The organism is Robertmurraya beringensis (genome assembly GCF_042433785.1).
Classification (GTDB): domain Bacteria; phylum Bacillota; class Bacilli; order Bacillales; family Cytobacillaceae; genus Robertmurraya_A; species Robertmurraya_A beringensis.
Map to the genome: position 1 here is coordinate 28,508 of NZ_JBHLUU010000109.1, position 20,906 is coordinate 49,413.

Consider the following 20,906-nt stretch of genomic DNA (forward strand, 5'->3'; position numbering starts at 1 on the left):
CTTGTCAAAGCAAATCAAAGTAAACAATGGAATCAAGGTTTCGAAAATCTATCTTTCTTCGATAATTCGTAATGTAAGTATTATCAAATAGTTGAATTCAAAGAGAACTCTGTCGAAGTATAAACTAAAGCATATATGTGAAAAAAAACGGACCACTTTCAGGGTCCTTTTCTACCTAACTTACTTCATTTATATTCTTCGCTACTGAAATCCTTCTTTATGACTCTTTTATTTTATAGTAAGAAAATAAGGCATGCTTTACTTTACGCCCTAAATAAGCTGAGCATTCCGGAGAGAACAATTTTTTTACTAAACGATGGAATTCTCCCTCACTGATAAGTCCGTGCTCGAATGCACAACAAAGTATTCCCACCGTCCCTGTACATTCGATTTCATATTCTTGGCAAATACTCATGACTCTTTTTTCATTTGATGTACAGTAAATCATTTTTTTCCTTGCAATAGCAATACATTCGGCATCATATTCAGAAAGAGCCGGCTTTTCATCCAATATTCTCGATAAAAACTCAAAGGATTCGAATTGTTCTAAGGCGGTTGGTTGGTACTCCAACCACTCCATATTAGATTGAATGGTTTCAAGTATTGCTTCACGATCCAGTATACTTTGGGGAATATAGACTTTTACAAAAACTTTATTAATTAAAGATATACATTGAAGTTCTGTGAAATCATTTAGGATATTATTATCTAATACTCCTACTCTGCCTAAAAGGCTTCTAATCTTCTGTATATTGATCTCCATAGTCCTCTTCTTCAGCCCATGCTTTAACAAGCAGGCGTGCCTCCTTGTCGTTTAATAATAACAATTCGGCAACCTTATTTGTAGTCACCTTATCTTCTAAGTATAATCTACGAAGAATGGATTTCATTTTTTTATTTTTTTCAATATATTCAATAGGTTGTGGCTCTTTAAAATCAAACCCCATTCTTTTTAAGTTGTTAAATAATGCTCCAAAAGTCTTTTGTTCTATATATCCTTCTTCTTTTAAAGCCATCAGCAGAGCCTTTGCGCTAACCCCAAATTCCTTTTTAACTTCATAAACATTGCTGAAATTTGAAATAAATCCTCGGAATAGCTTTTTATATCCTTTAAGTTGATTTCTTGGAATTAAGAAATAACTTGAAAAATTATCAACTACTTTTTCGTTTATATTATTACGTGATTTACTATATGCTAATTCTCCCGGCTCCCTGTCATAATCCTCTCTGTGGAAGATAAGGTGCCCTAGTTCATGAACAGCACTAAATATCTTTCTCTCCTCAGGGATATCAGGATGATCATTAATGATGATAAAAGCACCCTTATCCTCTGAATAAGCCGATAATCCAAATATCTTACTATTGTACAATCTTAATGCCAACACATTAATATTATTTTTTTCAAGTATGGAATAGATGTCATAATCAATAACCTCATCCACACCAAATGCTTTTCTTTGTTTTTCGGCAATTTCTTTTATCAATTCATGGTCATCATCAGTCAGTTTATTTTCTTTTAGATGTAATTTATATGCTTGAGGCAAAAAAGCTAAGTTATTTTCTCCAGCCAATTCCAAGATTCGGATGTATTCATTAAGAAATTTGTTTAGATAATGGGCTAAATCATCGTCAAAGTTTTCCTGAGGATTATCAGCTCTAAACATAAATGACATGGATTCTTCATCTGAAACTAAGAACCATTTTAATGGCAGGTTATATTTATTAGCTAACCTAAATAATCTGGCACTATCAATGACCTGATCACCCGATAGGTATTTAGCTACTGTAACTCTGGTCACCCCAATTATGTTACCGATGTCTTCATTGGTTAATCCTTTAGATTGCTTCAACCTTTCGATGTTCTGTCCAATCACCTTCGCTATGTCTTCCATCTTAAACACACCTCCTCTTAGTTGAATCTTATGTTAAAAATTCTTTCCTTATTTTCATTATATTATACTTATAATGTAAAGAATAGTTTCTTGTTCGCTTGACCACATAAAAAAAAACAACTATACTAATAATCAGATAGTTGTTTTTACCATAGACCAACCAATCATACTGATACGGCAATATCAGTTAAAGGGATGTCTACGTTCCATTATTAAACATATAAGCATTATATAAAATTTTTTTAAAAAAGGCAATGTAAATTGTCCTATAAAGGAATGGAAAATACGGAACAAGGCTTATCCATGTGATTGTGTAAAGAAAGGGGAATCAATGGTAGTAGGTCTTTTGCGGAAAAACCTCCATCTATAACAAACTCTATGGAGGTAAGAAAAATGAACATTATTTTTTTGCAGGAAATGACCGCAACTATTCAAAGGCTTTCCCGTTACAATGAAGGGCGTTCTGACCGGGTTAAAGTTCAAACTCTCCTTCAAACTGTTGAGGCAATTCCAGAAGGGCAATTTTGGTACATTCCATCTGGGACTAGTGTTCCACCGCATGTATTGGAATTTCTACGAAAGGATGCTGAATCAAGAGGGGAACAGTTTCAGCTGCCAATGATTCCACTAAAAGCTGACATTCTTGAAAGCACAGAAGATATCCAGGAATACGCAGTGTTAGGAAATCTAAGAGAGGTCTTGGATGATGTAAACAAGGCCATTCTAGTTTCTGTAATGAAAAAAACCGAATTGACGAAACTTCCAGGACGTTCAAAGGAAGGTCATTTCGTTTATGAAATCACCTATGAGCACAACATTTATGAAGTACCAGGACAACCAAATCATTATGAATTTGTTACTCAACTTCCTTTCTCCGGGTTACAACTGTACCCAAGTGGAGGTAGAGTCGAATTAGTGGTGTTGTTGCCAACTAGCGCGATTGTTGATCAAAACTTAACAAAAGGAATCGATGAAAATGGAGCGGAACTTCAGAAATACTTTACCCCAATTCCTGCTACCAACAAAACTGTTGTTTCTTTTGATTATCGTTTAGACCCAATATTCACTGTACATTATTCTTATAACGAATAGAAGTACAATAAAAGACAGGTGACCGAAATGTCATCTGTCTTATTATATTTCCCCCCTACTACTATGAATAAAAACAAAAAGTAAAACCAGAGACGACTTCCTCTCTGGTTTTGAAATGAAATAGCATTGTTTTTGTGTATCCAAGATAATCAATTAAATTATCTAAAAATTTCTTTTCTTAAATTATCTATACTTTTTTGTTAATAATCATGAATAGTAATATTAAATTCAACCATTTTTGGGGTAAGCGAAGCCTTTTTCGCTGCTACAACAGCATAGAATGCTCTACACTTTCTCCACTAAAGATACCATCTGAAGGAAACTATTTGTTTTCGTCTCGCCTATATGTGTCTAGATAACCACTATGTTTTTTAACATTGTTCCGCAAACCCTTAATGCAGAATTGAACATATTTTTCTATTCTATATACAATAGGACAAAATACGGAGTCTATAACACCTTTTTAAATAATTCACAAAATTGGTGTTATACGAATTGTTGAAGTACCTTTTCTATTACTATACTGTTCCCTTTGTTCTGACTCGAGCGACACAAAAATACTTACAAGAGTGACACAAACATACTGAACTGATGTTTTTTTCAGTGTCTTTAGATTAATTTAGAGCATCTACTTTAATTATTTGCACCTGGAATCCATTTTATTAAAGATTGCGACATGAATTAATAAAATGACACAAAGATACTTAATATAAAATGACACAATAATACTGAAAGGCTTTTTGGTTTTAGTATTATGATGTCACTCGTCATTTTTTCTAACTGGTGTTACTTCTTATAGGTCCCCTTTACCGTTACCAGCTTACGCGATATCTCTAAAAGTCTGTATTAGTACTCTCAAAAGTAAACCTTTTTGATATAAAAAGAGTTTTAACCCTTCTAAGATTATTACTCACTTGCAGCAACATTGAAGTTCCTTTTGAAACATGTTATTAATACAGATAGGTAAGGGTTTGAGATTATCGCTCCCTTTTCCCCCTGTTCACACCGTACGTGCGACTTTCACCGCATACGGCGTTCCAACTAATCCAATTCATTCAATTCTATGTACTCAAGTGAAATTAGTTTAATTCCAATCAAATCGTATAGTTTTTACATAAGCTTCTGAGTTCATTTACTTTTCCCTTTAGTTTGCTGTTCAGTTGTAAATCATCAAGAATAGAATTAATTTTATTAATATCTTTCAGATGTACGAGCCTGTGAAGAGTTTCATGTAGAACTATCAAGTTTGAATAACGGTCATCCTTTGAGATATGGTAAGGAATCTTATGATGACAATGCCAATCACTCTTACCAAGTTCTGCTCCTGTAACTGCACATTTTCCATATTGAGCAATGAACTTGCTAATGCGGTTATCGTTATATTCAATCGTTCGATTTGGAATAAAGATTTTCATGACATGACTTAAAACGCTCTTGTTAATCGCTTTTAAATTGTTGTGTATTTTCTTTCTACCTTCGGCAGTATAATTACTTATATCTTGCGAGAAGCAAAGATTCGTTTTATGCCGTTGGGCATAGATAGGGACAAACACCATGTTTTGAATTTTAAAGAATTGTGGTGAATATCCTTTATAGCGTTTTTGGAGCGTGGTAGTCATTTCATCAAACTTAGCTTTTGTTCTGAAATGCTTTAGTCGATTATATAAAGTCTTGTTTAGGTGGGAGGACAACTCACTTAAATTATTAGAAATGTTAGTTGCTGGTGCGTAATAGTTTTGAATTCCCATTACTACTGTATTGTAGTGCCAAACTGTTTCGGCACACGGTTTTTTCTGTATTGTTTTTATAGAATCTTTAATTTTAATGAGGGCATTGGACTTAGCTTTCTTCGTCATATTGGATTGTGCTACAAATCCAAACCTAGTTTTCCCTTTTTGTATCGCTCGAAATGAGAACCCAAGGAATTCGGAAGAATTCTTCTTTAAATTGATAACCTTCGATTTTTCATCACTTGTCTCTAGATGTAATCTGTTTTTTAGAAAATCCGTAATCGCATAATTCATTTTTATCGCTTGCGAGCGAGTGACAGAGTACCTTAAAATCATCAGCGTACCTGACAATGTAACATTCCTTTAGGTTTGACTTCTTGAGTTGCTTAACTCTACTTCCATTCTGTTTATATTCATGGTTACTCTTAAACGTTTCCCATTGATTACTGACCCACCAATCCAGTTCATTTAGAACAATATTTGATAAGAGTGGTGAAAGTATTCCCCCTTGCGGGGTTCCTTTGGTTGGCAAACCCTCTCCTTCAATCTCTGCTTTCAATAGCTTTGAAATAATAGAGAGTAAGGATTTATCTTTAATGCCCATAGACCATATTTGTTTGAGTAACTTACTATGGTTGACGTTATCAAAAAATCCTTTTATGTCCACATCTACACAATGATAAAGACCCGCCATATTGATAAGCGATTCTAATCTCGCTTTTGCATGGTGGGTACTTCTATTTGGTCTAAAGCCGTAACTATGTTTATGAAATTTTGCTTCACAGATGGGTTCTAAGACTTGTAAGATACATTGTTGGATAATTCTGTCCCAGATTGTCGGTATTCCTAGTGGTCTTACTTTTCCATTTGCTTTAGGAATAAAAACTCGTCGTACACATTCTGGTTTGTATGATTGAAGCGAATTTTGAACGTGTTCAATTACTCCTTCTACCGACAAATGCTTAATGTCATCAATGGTTAATTTATTTGTCCCTGCTGTTTTACTCCCTGTGTTTCTTTTAATGTTTCGATAAGCAAGACGTATATTTTCATCGGATCTGATCAGTTTCATTAAGTCATAGAAATTTTGACCATCGACACTTTGAGAATATAAATTATCGAAGCAATGTTGCATATCGTAATATTCATTGTGTCTCAGTTTCTTCCGTTTCAACAAGTTGGTGACTCCCTTGGGAGTTGAACCTCTCTTAGTCTCACAAGAACCTTATTAACCGATAAAGAACTGTGTTACATGGTTGAATGATTCTTTTTAGTCTAGTGGCTATCCCTCCAGGTTGATTAGACCTTTCCTTGGTACTGTGCCACCACTTTCACTGATACAAAGACAAGTTATACAGTAACTATTTTCATTACTGCTTTCCTTATCAACGCTTCTTAGAGAGTAAGCTCTCCACGATATCAGCTTACAATGTTGAATTATATCTATTATAGAATGAACTTAGGTGCTTCCTGTAAGCCTGTTAACCGTTCATATGCCTGTAACATATCATGGACTTTTATATTTGTTAGTCTTACTCATCCACTGTTAACCTCACATTAAGTGATATACACATTTCTATGTATTGGGCGTGTAGACCCGTACATTCAGAAGTTCGTCAGCTTAACCTTTTATTATAGGTTTATTTGCATTCTCACCATATTCAATCAACTCAAGCACCATGAATTACACCACTCCATCGAGGAGGCTTTCGGCAGCCAAAACTGCTACGGTAATTTCTCACGCCTTTTCGCCGAGCTTATAACACTATCATTCTTACTAACTCAAATGCTATTCGACTAAGAGAGAACCCTTCAGGGCGTTACCCCATCATTTGATTCTTCGATATAACCCTTCAGTTCCGACAGGAACTGTCTGACCTTTACCTGAGTATTGTAGCCAATCTCAATTTGAGCCAGAAACATTTCGCACAATAAAAGCCCCCTATTATTTAAGTGTATGGGTTCACAATCATAGCTTTAAATTTCATTCTCATTATCTCATTAAAGGATGCTGCCCTTAACTGCAATAAAAGATTCCATAAGAAAAAGCATTAATCTTTCTAAATTAATGCCCCCTATCACAAACTTGAAATATCTTTAATAAAGCCACCTTAAAGGTGGCCAAATGAATCATACATACTTATCCTGTTAAAACATCCTCTTGAGGATAACGTATTTTAGATTTTTCCTGCCGTGCAAGAGAAAATGCGAGTGTTAATGGCCCTAATTTACCAGTGAACATGACTATGATAATAACTATCTTACCAATAATTGAAAGGGAAGCAGTAATCCCCATAGATAAGCCTACGGTACCAAAAGCAGAAACAACCTCAAACAAAATTGGTAAGAAAGTTGAATCCTCCGTAATGGTTAATACAAAGACAGCTAAAAATACTAATGTTAGAGCAATCATAGTAATAGCAAGTGACCGAAAAATGATGGTATCGCTTATAGATCTTCTAGCAACAACGATTTCTTTTTTTCCTTTTAAATAAGTAACAACCGTCAACACAATAATTAAGAATGTGGTTAGTTTAATTCCCCCACCTGTAGAAGCACTTCCAGCACCTACAAACATTAAGAGAATCATTAGATGAATAGTGGGGTCGGTTAAACTCCCAATATCTAAAGTGTTAAATCCTGCTGTCCTAGGCGTAACAGCTTGAAAATACGATGCCCACCATTTTTCCACTACAGATAAGGACCCTAATGAATTGGGGTTTCCATATTCCAAGAAGAATATAAAGAACATGGCTAATAGGTTTATAACAAACGTACCAATGATCATAATTTTCGAATGTAGGCTAAGCTTTTGAAACGTTCGTTTATTCTTTAGGTCGGCTAAAACGGTAAAGCCAATTCCCCCTATGATAAAGAGTAAAGTTATAACAATATTAACAACTGGATCTCCAACATAACGGCTTAAACCGTCAGACCATAAGGCAAATCCAGCATTATTAAAGGCTGAAATAGAATGAAAAAAGCTATAATAGATTCCTTTAGCAAACCCCATTTCAGGAACCCAACGCAGAGATAGTAAAATCATGGCTATTAGCTCGATACCTAATGAAAAGATGAATAGATTTCTTACTAATTGAACAATCCCTCCTAGAGAAGTTTGATTTAAAGCCTGTTGGACGAGAACTCTTTCTTTAAAACCAATCTTCCTTCCAAGAACCAAGTAGATAAGGACAGCAAAGGACATGATCCCTAATCCCCCTAACTGAATTAAAGAAGCAATGACGATCTCACCAAAAAGAGTATAGGCTGTTTCTGTATCAACAACTACAAGGCCTGTAACTGTCATGGCTGATGTAGCTGTAAAAAGTGCATCCAGCCAACTAACAGTAGTTGTCGTTGCAAAAGGAAGTTTAAGAAGAATTGTACCCAATAGTATAGAAATAGCAAAAACCAAAACCAATAATTGCGACGGATTTACGTTTATAAATTTATTTTTCATGTTACACACCTTTTTCTTCAAAACGGTTTAAATCGGAATTATGTCCTATCACAATCAAAACATCTCCTTTTTGTAATACCTCTTCCGCTACTGGTGCAACAATTACGTCCTCCCCGCGCTGAACAGCAACCACACTGCACCCATATTTTGCTCTAACATCGAGTTCAAGTAAAGTTTGATTATGTAATTTATCGGATGCTACTATTTCAACGATACTATGGTCCTTAGAAAGTTCAATATAATCAATAATTTTTTCGGATGCGATATAATGGGCTACCCGTTTGGCCATGTCCCTTTCTGGGTGAATAATTCGATCCGCACCAATTTTATCTAAAACTTTATGATGATAGTCATTTTGAGCCTTTGCCCACACTTGCTTAACTCCCAGCTCTTTTAAATGGAGGGTAGTTAAGATACTTGCTTCAATATCGTCTCCGAATGAGACAACCACTAAATCAAAATTTCTAATACCTAAATGCTTCAGAGTAGGTTCATCAAGAGTATTTGCTTGGATAGCATGAGTGGCATAAGAAGCAAATTCATTTACTTTGTCTATGCTTTTGTCTACTGCCATTGTATCAATTCCTAATTCATTAAATTCTTTAACTAAACTCCCTCCAAATCTACCCAATCCTAGTACGGCTATTTGCTTCATTTGTCTCCGTCCTTTCCAGAAAATAAAAAAGACCATTCTAAAAAATAGAATGGCCCGTATCATTAAATACATTCCACCCTCAATTCGCCTACGAGGTTAGCTGACGGATTAGGAGTTGAGAGTCTCCTTCTACTAAACGTAGATTCACCCCAAAAGATTGGTTCCCCCGCTCAATTTAGATTAGGCATTTCATTTAATTTTTTCTTAGACAAATATATATCCACTTTTTCTCGTTGTCAATAAGTGGTTTAAATGTTGAATCTAGAAGAAAATATCTACAAAGCGTAACTTTGTTTTATGTCTTTATTTTTTTGCTATTCCTCTTGAGTAAAACTGCTTCTTTTATACAACAAAGAAATTCAACAGAAATAGGCATTAATCCACCTCTGGATCAACACCCTTTTAACAGTAGCTAGCGTAAGCGATATATTTTATAACTATAATTTTAGTCTACTCTCATTTACAATCGTTTTTTCGATGACATATTGATATCCGTAGATAATAATTGATAGCAATATACAAATAAAGTACCAGCTAGTATGAGTGATTTTTTTAAATTTAAATGCACCCACCTTTTCCCACACAGTAGCCATAGGAAAAGCATTAAAGATATTTAGCATTACATTAACAATCAAATATTTCGGGAAATTACCATAAGTAAATTTAAATATCCATAATGTTGCTACAAAGTATGGCCCTAATATGTATGAGAAATCTACATTCCCTGGGGAGAATGGGTTTTTATTTTTCCACCATCTTTTCTTATTGCTGATGACACTAAAGACACTTATAAATAGATTAACAAAACTTGCAACAGGTAAATACCTTAAGAATGATTTCTTGTCCATAAACAAAACAGAAAGCCAAGGAATGACTATCATAGTTAGAGAAAACATTTGCTTTTTCTTCAATAACATCGACCTTTCAATTTGTTTGTGTATATCATTCCCGAAGAAATCCTTCTCTATTTATACCTAATGCAATTACCAACGATTTTACTAATAAGAATAGTTCCTATTCCATAAACCTCCCTCAATAAACAAAGTGAAAACTCACGTTTTCTCCAGTATTCTCAGTATTTTATAAATTGTAATTTTAGAGTTTAAGCTCGATACTATGGTTGGATTTATCTCGTAAGGATAAATTTGGAGCTTTGGAGTAAAAAGACTGATAGCTCATCAGCCACGCACTTACAAAAAAATGGTGGATGAGTAAAAATATGATCGCACTGGTGGATATCCACATATCTTATGGAGGTCAACCCTCCCATGCCTCACAGAGTCTTCGCTCTCAAATTCCTTCGTCCAACCTTTCCATGAGGTGGATGTCAGTCATGCTGCCCCACAGGGTCCTTGCCCGAAGTTTTATTGCTTTGCTGACTAATCCGTGCTTCAAATGTACGAGACTTCTAACACCTAAAACTCTTTTCTACTATACTGGTCCTACTGATTTAAGCTGTTTTTTCAACTTCTACGTTTACTCTCATATGAGGGATATCCTTTAACATTCGCTCTTCACTAAACTCAAATTGTTTTTTACCAATGGCAAATAATATACGTATTAACTTATTGCACAAGGCTATCAAAGACTGCATTTTCTTTAGAGGATTATCCGGACGCTGCGTGTAATAGGCATGCAACGCTTTAAAAGCCGAATTCTTCGCAACCATAATCATACAAACCCTGAAAAGGAGAGCCCTTAGCTTCTTCCTACCTCGTTTGGTGATTTTTGTTTGTCCTTTATGTTTGCCAGAGGTGTTCTCCTTCAAGCTCAGTCCAGCTAGCTTTATGATTTGTCTAGGGTGAGAATAATCTTGAAGATTTCCTACTTCCGCAAAGAAGCCGGCAACCGTATCTCTGCCTACTCCCTTAATAGCTAACATTTGTTGAACACCAGGAATATGTTCAATTAGGTTATCTATCTTATCATCTAGTTCTACGAACTTCTTTTGTATCTAGTCATACTTATCAAGCAGAGTTGCTAGTTCTAATTTAGCCATACCAGCACCTTGGCGAAGTCCGATGGACTCTTTTGCTGCTTGTTTTAACTCTAGTATTTTGTTTAGTCCCACACTCCGACTAACTGCCTTTCGTAAATGTTCCAATAAGAACTGATTAGTGAAATCAGTCAGTTCATGTGGTAAGGCTCCTAGCCTTAAAAACTGTAAGGCTGCTTTCCCTTCCCAACTCTTAAAGACGGTTAAAAACTCAGGAAAATACCGATCTAGCCAGTTGTGAATCTGGCCTTGCACCGTTTGAAGGTCATCAGTTAGGAGATCACGTATTTTTTTCGCCACGCGGAGTTCTGCATAAACACCTTGTGGAATCGTTGGTTCAGCATATCTCCCGTCCTTGACCAACTGAGCGATGACTTAGCGTCTTTCACATCGTTTTTAGTCGGTGAATTATCGTCAAGTTCCTTACTCCTCTTAACATGTATCGGGTTCACAGCGACAAACTTTATATCATTCTCTTTTTGTATATGTGCTAGGTTTAGCCAATAGTGGCCAGTAGGTTCCATTCCTACTATCACTTTTTGCATCTGTTGTTCTAGCTTTAATTGATTGATCCAATTGAGAAACAGTTCAAATCCTGGCTTGGTATTATCAAAATAACACGGGGAACCAAACTCCATTCCTCTATAGTCCTGTGCACGTGCGACATGCTTGTACTTGGCAATATCAACACCTATAATAAGAGTTTGAGAAGTGATTTGAGCAATCTTTTCATTTTGGTTATAATTCATTTTAAGACCTCCTGGTGTTAATTGAGTTCGTCCTTTTTGCTAGCCGGCTTTAGGACTCTCTCATTCTACCAAGAGGTTATTTTTTTGTTCAAACCTCATTTTCATTCATTACAGGAATGCTGCCCCATATCTTGAATAAGGATGTTTGGTAAGTTCGATTAGTGTTAATAGAAATTTTGCGAACAACCTAAGCACATAAAAAAACGCCCAAAACCCATTGATATCAATAGGTTAAGGCGGTTTAGACTAAATCGGTAATTAGTGTTAATTGGTGTTATACGAATAGTTGAATTATTAATTTATATCTAAAAGCACTCTTCATTTTGACGTCCTCTGTTACCTTTAAAGAAAAAATTCTTCAAAACATAGTGGTGGCTAATAAATAACTATTTTAGTCATATTCATAAAGTTTGCATTAAAAAATGATTACTTATCTCTCTATATAGACAAATAAGTAATCATTAATCAAGGTCATCTTGGTAATAATAAATCTCAGAATGTTTTTCCAACCAAATTTCAACATCTTCTAGTAAAGGTCTAGAGTTTTTGTCAGCAATCTCTATACATCTATTAAATAACTCTTCATTTGAAACGGTAATTTTATAACCATTCAAATTCAAAAAAGTACTAGCTGCTAAATAACCAGTTCTTTTGTTTCCATCTTTAAAACAATGATTAATAGTAATGAAATACATATAAACTGCAGCTTTTAGAAACAATCTAGGATAATATTCGAAATCGCCGAACCCTTCTTGTGGCATTGCAGCCTTTGCTTCTACACAACCCTTTTCATAACCTGCCAAACCACCGTATCGTTCTAGTGCAAGATCATGTATTGCTAATAAATCTTCATATGTTAAATATTCAAAGTTCAATTCTTACTCAACTTTCTAAGAGCTTCATCGTTACGATCACATGCTTTATTTACAAGAGCTAAAATTTTCTTTTTTCGTGCGTTTTTTTGCATTTCTTTCAGCTCCTTTTCAGTATATGTTAAATCTATAGCCATTTCGTTGTCTTCCTCCTTATTGCACATACAATCACCTCTAATACCATGTTAAACAGGTTTATTGTGTGATGTATATATAAACTTTATACTAAATTCAAACAATTTTCAAGGAATATGAGAATAAAATAGCGGAAGGTGTCATATAATGTATAATTTAGGCTAATTAGTGAGTATTCGCGGATTAGACTAAAATCTATTGTAGTTTAATTCTTATTCTTATTATAGATTTAGGGTTATTTCAAAATATAGAAAACCCACTATGGTCCCCTTTTTCTAGAGGAGTAGTGAGTTCAATAATGATCAAAATGTTGTAGATGTGATGTTATCAATGACTTAAAGATTATCTGCCACATCAATATTACAAATAATATAAAGCATATTTTAATTACTTCTAGTAAACAAATTCATAACTTCTAATATGTATTATAGATTTTAGCTATTAGGAATAATATAGTATTTAAATTTAAGCAACTATTTATTAGTTAATTTGAGCTATTTGCCTTTGTAAATTGTTATATTTTTCTGCGATTTTGTCGCGGTTTCGCTCAAGCAATTTTAATCCTTGTGTCATCTGCAAGAGCCTTAAATATTTGTGCAACAGCGATAGTGTTTTGGTTGGAGACTGATTCCTTCACTTTTTGTACTTTTTCTCCATCCACACAGGATATTTCACAAACATCATCGTGTTTCATCACTACACCCCTTATTCAAACGTTTATTTGTATATTAGTATATGTAAAACTTTTCTTTTGGTCAATTAGATGTTTGAATGTTAAATAATTTATTTCTATGTGAACTGCTTATTAAATAACTATTTGGTATTCGTGGGTGTCAATATTGTATAGGAAGAGGAAGTTGCCGATGCTGTCATGGTAAGCCAAGATGGGGGTATAGAGGTACAGAGGACTAACTTTGCCAAAACTAATACAAAAGACTAATTAATTACTACTTAAACTATAGAAACAATTGGTTTCACTAGAGGATGTACCTTTACTTATGTGTTTCTTCACATTTTCAACAAATTTATATGATAGTATTACTTTGTAAAAAAATTTAACGAAGAGAGGTTTTCCTATGACCTTCATGAAAGGAATCATAATTTTAATCGTATTTTTCATCTCATATCTTCCGAGAGGTGTATATGCTTCAGGTATAGAAGACCAGCACCTTGAACTTTCTAGTTATACTTTTTTTGAACTTTGGAACCCCTTACTTTTTATTTCAATCCTATTAATCCTTAGAATCTATCTTTTTAAAATACGAAAAAGCAAAGAAATTTTTGTTAATGGTTTAGGGAAAGTAACGTTCTTTTGCGGATTAATGATTATATTTCTCGCATTAGGAAGTCCTCTACATATTTTAGGTGACAAATATCAATTTAGTGCTCACATGCTTGAACAATCACTCATTTATATTGTTATGCCCCCTTTGGTTTTACTAGGCTTGTCAGAACAAATGGTTACACCGATTATCAACTTTGTTAAAAAATATAAGATATTTATAATCCTAAGGAAGCCCCTCATTTCTCTATTATTATTTAATGTTTTATTTTCGTTCTATCATATTCCGGTGATATTTGATGTATTAGTTTCAAATACTATACTGCATAATATTACTCACATAATTTTGACCATTACAGCATTTTTCATGTGGCTACCAGTTGTACCTCCAACAAAAAGCTTAGAATCTTTATCAGCTCTCAAGAAAATTGCTTATCTATTTGGGGCTGGAGTTTTACTCACGCCAGCATGTGCTCTAATTATCTTTGCGGATAGTCCTATGTATACGACATATGCTAATGCACCACAGCTTTTTGAAGCGTTACCTCCATTAGATGATCAACAGTTAGGTGGGGTAATTATGAAAGTTATTCAGGAGATTATGTTTGGCTCAATTATTGGTTATGTCTTTTTTAAGTGGGCAAAGATAGAAAGCTTAAAGGATTACGTTCCTGATAAAGTTTTTTATAAGTAATACTCTTATTGGAGTACTAAACTCGTAAAGAGCAAGAGTAATAGATGCTATTTCTTGTTTCTTTTTTGTTATTGAAAGGAGTTCTATATAGTGAGTTTTTTTATTAAGGAAATAGGAAAAGTTAGTCTCCTATTCATTTTCATATTCTCTATATTTCCAGAAAGTTTTGCTCAAGCTCACTCATCGCTAGTTAAAACGCTACCGGAAGGTGAAGAGGTATTAAAAGAAAGTCCTCAAACCATTGAAGTTTGGTTTCTTGACCCTGTTGTATTACATTCAAACACAATAACATTGATGGGGTCTTCGGGTAACCGAGTAGCGTTTGAAAATGCTTATATCGATCCCAAAGATCCAACCCATATTATCGGGAATGTTCCAGATACTTTACCTGCTGACAGATACACAGCAAACATTAATGTTATTGCTTTAGATGGCGATATCTTAACAGAAACGTTTAGTTTCAAAGTTTTAAGAGAAGAGCCCAAGAAGCCAGAGTCTTTAAAATTAGTGAAACATTCTCCGGTTGATGGCCAGATATTGAACGGTAAACCTAATAAGATTGATTTATGGTTTACCCACAGTGCAGAATTAACAGCAATCGGTGTTTTTGATAGGACTCAGCAATCAATAAAACTAAAGGAGCCTTATAAAGACCCTGAAGATCCAGCTCACATAATTGTTGAATTTGATGAACCACTTGAAGACGGAACATATCAAGTCACCTGGTATGCAAGCTCAAGTGAAGAGGAACTAAGCAATCAATTAGAAATTGTAGATGTCTTCTATTTTGCAGTCAATGAATTTACATCTATTGAAGATGGCAGCATTGGGACAATGATACAAACATCTTGGTTTCCTGATTTGGACTTAAAACAGTTTGGCTATTGGTTTATCTTTCTAGGATTATCCATCCTGTTTGGTTCCAATTTTTTTATTCATCTGGTTTCAAAGGAAGTAAAAGAGTATAAACGATGGAAACGAATTTCATTGGGATTAATCTTCATGACCACTATGGGAGCTAGTTTTTTAATTCGTCAGCAAAGAATAGAAATGGCAGACCTCCCTTTGCTAGAGTTTTTCTCTTTACAGTATATTTGGATTCCGGTTGTTCAAATCGTTCTTCTTTTGTTAGGCTTTATGGTTAAGAAGCTAGAATTTCTCGCTTTTGGAATTGCTTTACTTATGGGTCCATTTGTAATGGGACATGCCTCTTATCCCCGATACGGTGGATTTTTAACTATAATGGTAAATATCTTGCATCTGGTTGCCGCTTCTATATGGCTAGGAGGTTTATTTGCTTTACTCACCATGGCCAAAAGAAATGAATTTGGAGAACTACTAAAAAAGGTTGGAACAAGTTTCTCAAAATGGGCATTCTGGAGTTTGCTTGTTATCATCTTGACCGGCTTTATCATGACTATCCAGTATGTTCCATCTTTTTCCTTCGAAAGTTTTATAAAAAGTCAATGGGGAAAAGCTGTAATCATTAAAATTGGATTAACCCTACTTATTGTATTTATAGGATTTTTACAGAGAAATACACTTCAAAAGTTAGCCGCCGCTCTCGTAAATAAATTTTATAGACGGGGGATTATCGAAATTTTGTACGGCGTATTTCTTCTACTATTTGCTTCTATTTTAGTTGTTTCAACTCCTAGTGCGGCGGAACGGGGGATATATCCACTAAAAAGCTCGTACGAACAGGAATTAAAAGTTGATATATCTCCTTTAAAGGAAGGACTGAATGTGTTAACACTAGATTTTAAGAAAGAAATCGATATGGAGAATGTGAAAATAAATATTTCTATGCCTCCAGAAAATGATATAGAATATGATGCATTTAAAATAAAGGAAGGAACGTTTAAAATAACAGGAAATATTCTACATGGAGCGGGCTCTTTATTGATGAAAGTTGAAGCAAAGGAGCCAAATGGAGACATTCGTAAGTATGAATATACCATTGTTGTTCCTGGTGAAAGAATGGGCAAGGAGTAATAAGTAGAATCCTTAAGCCAAGTAAATAAATTACTAACCCAACCATTTCTTAACCTCCGCAGTAGAGAAAGCATACCTATTCTTTTTGCCGTTTATATGCTTAGAAATGAATTCCAATTCTAATATCATTTTTTAGGACTTTATTGTCCATGTCCTTATCTGTTTCTTCCGGTTCCATGTTCCCAGTATCTTTGCAATTAGAAACTCTATAGCTGTACTCTTGCCTTTTCTATTATGATATTTGAATTAATCGGACAGGAACAAATGGGAAATAAAGCAGGCTTTATTGTACGAAAAATTGAGGAGTATGAAAATTTATTTTAAAGAATAGTAGTTTTAGAAGAATACTCACCTGTACTCACCTCTTAATTTATGAAAATTAAGAGGTGAGTTCTTTATGAAAAGAATAGCGGTTCATTTCCCTTTAACGGTTTTTTATTATTATTTGAGAGAATTAATACATATGACATATAAAAATCCCCTTCACTAAACACACCTTTTAACCAAAAACCATAGTTATAGGACATGCGAGTAAAAGTAAATACTCTTTATAATAAATCCTTATTTCTTTGGTGTAAGTACAAGTTTCCTCATGATTGTTCCCATAAGGTATTTTTCAGATATAACTGATAACCCGGCTGCCTCAATATTATTCATGGTGTCACGGTTAATGTTTGCACCCCAAAGTTTTACAGGAAGGGGATTTAATAGATCCATTATTGCACCAATAATTTTGTTCTCACTCCTCATATGTTCAAGCATTAGAATTTGCCCGTCTGGTTTGCATACCCTTCTAATCTCTTTAAGCCCTTTTATAGGATCGGGGACAGAACAAAATACACACGTCGAAACAACAGTATCAAATGTATGGTCTTCAAAAGGAAGGTCTTGGATGTCAGCCTCGAGAAACATGGTAGGGTGAGATTGATTGATACTCCCTGCCTTTTGTTTGGCAATATTTAGCATCTCACTGCTAAAATCCACCCCAGTTAATGATGATATTCCTTTTGGATATAGTGGAAGGTTAATACCTGTCCCTACCCCAACTTCTAATACCTCTTTTGAAGCTAAGTCCAAAAGGTCCCGCCTCCACTCTATTCTAATCATTTTATCCATGTAATCATATATTTTTGCCACTCTATTATATCGTTTAATTATTACTTCATTGATATTTGCTGACATAGTTAAACTCACCTTCCTCATCTGAAGAGTAATGATACTTATACTGAATCAAATAAGTGTTATTTAAAAATAGTGTAACTTAAAATTATGCATAAAGTATGGAGAAGGGAAAAATTTATAGTCGTTCCCAAAATGGTGAATCTACAATATAATAATAAGGAGGTGATAAAGATGTGTTTTTCCTATGATCAAATTGAACTTCAATCGCATAGACTGGCCAAACAGATAATTCAACAATCAAAACATAATCCAGTACGTCTAAATTTAGTTGGTAATAGCAGTATAGAATTAAAAAATCGAAATTTAGAATTTGATAAAATGCAAACTCAAGATGGATCATTACCCCTTATTAAAAATGTTATCCTTCAGGATCAAGTTGGTAAGCTTTACAGCATTGAACCTTGTGAAAATGGATTGAAATTTGCCCAAGGAGAAATCACCTATAAAGAATATTTACAAAACCAAAAAGGAGAAAACAAGAAACTGATTGGTTTTTCATTAGCATTTATAACATTATTTCTGGCTAGTGGTTGGGGACTTGTTACATTTTTATAATTAATATAGATTTTACTAAAAAGCTGCCATTTCTTGGCGGCTTTCCTCATTTTTGGAGATTAAACCTAAACACATTGCTACATATTTACTGGTTATCTATAGTTGTTACTATATAGATATATAAATAGCCAAAGTATATATTAAGGTCAAAATTTTTAAACATAAGAAAATCTGCATAACTTCTTCACATTTTAGTGGTATTTTATAATTTATTTATATAAAAAAGAATAAGATTTAGAAGTTTTCAATACTGTATAGTGACTTCTTAAACAATCTGTTCTTTACAGGTTCCAGATTAGAGATCCTTACTAACAACTACTATAGAAATCAAAAAAGAATGGAGTTAATAATGCAAAAAAAAGTATATTTTAATTTATTCGTATTCAGTTTTGTTATTATGGGACTAGAAATGACCGCTTCAAGATTTGTTGCACCTACATTTGGTAATACAGTTTATACTTGGGGAATTGTAATTTCAATCTTTTTAATAGGATCTTCAGTGGGGTATACAATAGGTGGATTTGTAGCAGACAGAAATTCTAATAAAACAATATTACTTAGCCTTAATTTAATAGGAATACTGTTAGTAACTCTTATACCTACCATTAAGGATATAACATTTCCCTACCTTAGTCCTTTACCCAATGAGGTAGGTACAACGTTGGGGGTAACGGTTTTATATCTTTTCCCTAATTTAATCTTCAGCATCATTGTTACTGTCCTAATGAAGGTTGGGCTCAGTGATAATACTACTGGAAGAGTTATTGGAAATCTCCATACATTCTCTGCAGTAGGTAGTGTATTAGGAACTATTGTGACTACATTCTGGTTAATTCCCGTTGGAAATATTAATACTGTAATTGGTATATTAGCTTTAATGGTATTTATAAGTTCATTATTTTTTTATGAGACAAAAACACGCTTGGAAATTATATTAGTTGTAATACCAGCTCTCTTTATACTCCTGCTTTTTTTGGACTCTAAAAATGAGCCGGTTGGTGAAATATTATACCAGGACACTAGTTTATATCATGAAATTGTTGTCTATCAGACTGAATACTTTGATGGGAAAAAGGGACCTTTCCGATACATGAACTTCGGAGATGATGACACAATTCAAGGATTGATGGAGATAAATTACCCTGACCGACTTAGCTTGGACTATTCAAAAAGTATATGGGAAATATCAGAGACATTCAGACCAGATAGCCAAAACGTCTTTATGATTGGTCATGGTATAGGCACGCTGACACAAAAGTTTGAGAAGAATGGAAAAAAGGTAAAGGTTGCAGAAATAGATAAGCAGGTATTAGAGGTAAGTAGAGAATACTTTGGTTATGAAGGAGACAGCGTAGAAATCGGTGATGGTAGAAGAATTTTAAGTAAGCAACTAAATAAATTTGATGTTATGGTGTTAGATGCTTACAATAATACAGAGCAAATTCCATTTCACTTAATTTCAAAAGAATTTTTTACTTTAACAAGCGATAAACTAGATGAAAATGGGCTCCTACTTGTGAATGCTATTGGAAAAACAAAGGGAGACGAACTCATCAAGTCGATGAATTCTACATTAAAGTCGGTCTACCCATATGTATCCGTATATTCTTTTGAAGATAAAAAAGGTATTCAAAATCTGACATTTGTTGCTAGTAAGAGTAAGTTTGACAAGAATAAAATCAAGCAACAAAAGTTATTCCAAATTGGCGAGGGTGAAATAATCTTAGATGAGAATACCAAGTTAAGAAACGTAAACTAATTAGCCCTATATTATAGGTAACAAAACCTTATTCGTAAGATAAAAAAAGGTCTTCCGAAGTTGACTTCAGAAGACTTTTTTATGTAGCTAACACACTATGATAACTATTTTGCAAAACGATGATTACCAATAGTTACAGTGACTTCACGAGAAAGGATCCATTTGCTCGTAGCCGTTTTTGGATTATAAAAATATAATGATCCTTTTCCTTGTGCTCTATTTGCTATAGCTTCTTCTACAGCTTTAATAGATAATTTATCGGCCGGTTGTTTAATGGTTCCATTCTTAACTGGAGTAAAAGCATAATTTCCATTTACCCTTTGATATATAACCTCTTTTATTGTATTTGGGAAGCTTTTGCTATCCACTCTGTTAAGAATAACGGTTGCTACAGTAACTTTTCCTGCGTATGGTTCTCCTTTAGCTTCAGCAGATACAAGACGATCCATAAGTTGTTTATCTTCAATAGAAACGGTTTTATTTGGAATTAGTAATTTTTCTCCAGCTTTTATGGAATCATTAGACTTATTGTTTATATTTTTTAGTTCAGCCACAGATATACCATACATATTAGCTATTCTCCATAGTGTTTCCCCTCTCTTAACAAGGTGGTTATAGTCGATGCATTAGATTGAGAACTGAATCCAAATAGGGATAATGTAAGAGTTGTGACAATTAATAGTTTTGTTAGATTCTTCATAATTACCTCCTATATGTGCGTCTGTTTGTAAATTGTTTTTGACACTCTTAAATTACCGAAAGTTGACGGTATTGCCTGTCCGGAAGTGGTCGAGTATAATGTCCATGAATATATTCCGGAGAAAGGAAAAGACGACTCCCATAATGTATAACTGCGCC

Annotated in this window: 13 protein-coding genes, 4 pseudogenes and 1 riboswitch; of the genes and pseudogenes, 5 read left to right on the forward strand and 12 right to left on the reverse strand. The window is 34.1% G+C overall.

Going from position 1 to position 20,906, the window contains the following annotated elements:
- Window positions 1-217: 217 nt before the first annotated feature.
- On the reverse strand, window positions 218-763 hold the full coding sequence (locus ACFFHF_RS15925; protein ID WP_377058565.1) for a PIN domain-containing protein: 546 nt from the start codon (window positions 761-763) through the stop codon (window positions 218-220).
- Window positions 738-1,892, reverse strand: a complete 1,155-nt coding sequence (locus ACFFHF_RS15930) for a helix-turn-helix domain-containing protein (protein ID WP_377058566.1) — start codon at window positions 1,890-1,892, stop codon at window positions 738-740. The genes ACFFHF_RS15925 and ACFFHF_RS15930 overlap by 26 nt, the downstream gene beginning before the upstream one ends.
- Window positions 1,893-2,285: 393 nt before the next feature.
- Here ACFFHF_RS15930 and ACFFHF_RS15935 point away from each other — a divergent pair, with 393 nt between their 5' ends.
- On the forward strand, window positions 2,286-2,984 hold the full coding sequence (locus ACFFHF_RS15935) for a hypothetical protein (RefSeq protein ID WP_377058567.1): 699 nt from the start codon (window positions 2,286-2,288) through the stop codon (window positions 2,982-2,984).
- Between the two features lie 1,094 nt (window positions 2,985-4,078).
- Here ACFFHF_RS15935 and ltrA read toward each other — a convergent pair.
- The 8 genes and pseudogenes from ltrA to ACFFHF_RS15975 form a co-directional block, all read right to left on the reverse strand.
- Window positions 4,079-5,888, reverse strand: a pseudogene (gene ltrA / locus ACFFHF_RS15940) (group II intron reverse transcriptase/maturase).
- Window positions 5,889-6,854: 966 nt separating this feature from the next.
- Entirely contained in the window at window positions 6,855-8,174 is a 1,320-nt protein-coding gene (locus ACFFHF_RS15945; RefSeq protein ID WP_160548502.1) for a TrkH family potassium uptake protein, read from the reverse strand.
- A gap of 1 nt (window position 8,175) precedes the next feature.
- Window positions 8,176-8,829, reverse strand: a complete 654-nt coding sequence (locus ACFFHF_RS15950; RefSeq protein ID WP_160548501.1) for an NAD-binding protein — start codon at window positions 8,827-8,829, stop codon at window positions 8,176-8,178.
- Between the two features lie 69 nt (window positions 8,830-8,898).
- Window positions 8,899-9,026, reverse strand: a riboswitch (cyclic di-AMP (ydaO/yuaA leader).
- Between the two features lie 240 nt (window positions 9,027-9,266).
- Window positions 9,267-9,740: a hypothetical protein gene (locus tag ACFFHF_RS15955; RefSeq protein ID WP_340906682.1), complete on the reverse strand. Its 474-nt coding sequence runs from the start codon at window positions 9,738-9,740 to the stop codon at window positions 9,267-9,269.
- A 539-nt stretch (window positions 9,741-10,279) separates the two neighbouring features.
- Window positions 10,280-11,574, reverse strand: a pseudogene (locus ACFFHF_RS15960) (IS110 family RNA-guided transposase).
- 461 nt (window positions 11,575-12,035) lie between these two features.
- Window positions 12,036-12,449 carry a type II toxin-antitoxin system death-on-curing family toxin gene (locus ACFFHF_RS15965; protein ID WP_160548499.1) on the reverse strand — a complete coding sequence of 138 codons (414 nt, stop codon included), beginning with the start codon at window positions 12,447-12,449 and terminating at the stop codon, window positions 12,036-12,038.
- Window positions 12,446-12,583: a hypothetical protein gene (locus ACFFHF_RS15970; RefSeq protein WP_160548498.1), complete on the reverse strand. Its 138-nt coding sequence runs from the start codon at window positions 12,581-12,583 to the stop codon at window positions 12,446-12,448. The genes ACFFHF_RS15965 and ACFFHF_RS15970 overlap by 4 nt, the downstream gene beginning before the upstream one ends.
- Window positions 12,584-13,131: 548 nt before the next feature.
- Window positions 13,132-13,275 (reverse strand): annotated as a pseudogene (locus tag ACFFHF_RS15975) (transcriptional regulator); the annotation flags it as partial.
- A 391-nt stretch (window positions 13,276-13,666) separates the two neighbouring features.
- Here ACFFHF_RS15975 and ACFFHF_RS15980 point away from each other — a divergent pair.
- Both ACFFHF_RS15980 and ACFFHF_RS15985 read left to right on the forward strand, forming a co-directional pair.
- A complete protein-coding gene (locus ACFFHF_RS15980; protein WP_340906676.1) occupies window positions 13,667-14,557 on the forward strand; it encodes a cytochrome c oxidase assembly protein in 891 nt (296 codons plus the stop codon).
- A gap of 90 nt (window positions 14,558-14,647) precedes the next feature.
- Window positions 14,648-16,552, forward strand: coding sequence for a copper resistance protein CopC (locus tag ACFFHF_RS15985; RefSeq protein ID WP_160548496.1), 1,905 nt, complete (start codon window positions 14,648-14,650; stop codon window positions 16,550-16,552).
- A gap of 561 nt (window positions 16,553-17,113) precedes the next feature.
- Here the strand turns inward: ACFFHF_RS15985 and ACFFHF_RS15990 are convergent.
- A complete protein-coding gene (locus ACFFHF_RS15990; RefSeq protein WP_160548495.1) occupies window positions 17,114-17,734 on the reverse strand; it encodes a methyltransferase domain-containing protein in 621 nt (206 codons plus the stop codon).
- Between the two features lie 171 nt (window positions 17,735-17,905).
- On the opposite strand from ACFFHF_RS15990, the gene ACFFHF_RS15995 reads away from it, so the two are divergent.
- Both ACFFHF_RS15995 and ACFFHF_RS16000 read left to right on the forward strand, forming a co-directional pair.
- Window positions 17,906-18,289, forward strand: coding sequence for a hypothetical protein (locus ACFFHF_RS15995; protein ID WP_160548494.1), 384 nt, complete (start codon window positions 17,906-17,908; stop codon window positions 18,287-18,289).
- 349 nt (window positions 18,290-18,638) lie between these two features.
- Window positions 18,639-20,048, forward strand: a complete 1,410-nt coding sequence (locus tag ACFFHF_RS16000; protein ID WP_160548493.1) for a fused MFS/spermidine synthase — start codon at window positions 18,639-18,641, stop codon at window positions 20,046-20,048.
- 104 nt (window positions 20,049-20,152) lie between these two features.
- On the opposite strand, the pseudogene ACFFHF_RS16005 reads toward ACFFHF_RS16000, so the two are convergent.
- Window positions 20,153-20,748 (reverse strand): annotated as a pseudogene (locus ACFFHF_RS16005) (cell wall hydrolase).
- Window positions 20,749-20,906 lie beyond the last annotated feature (158 nt).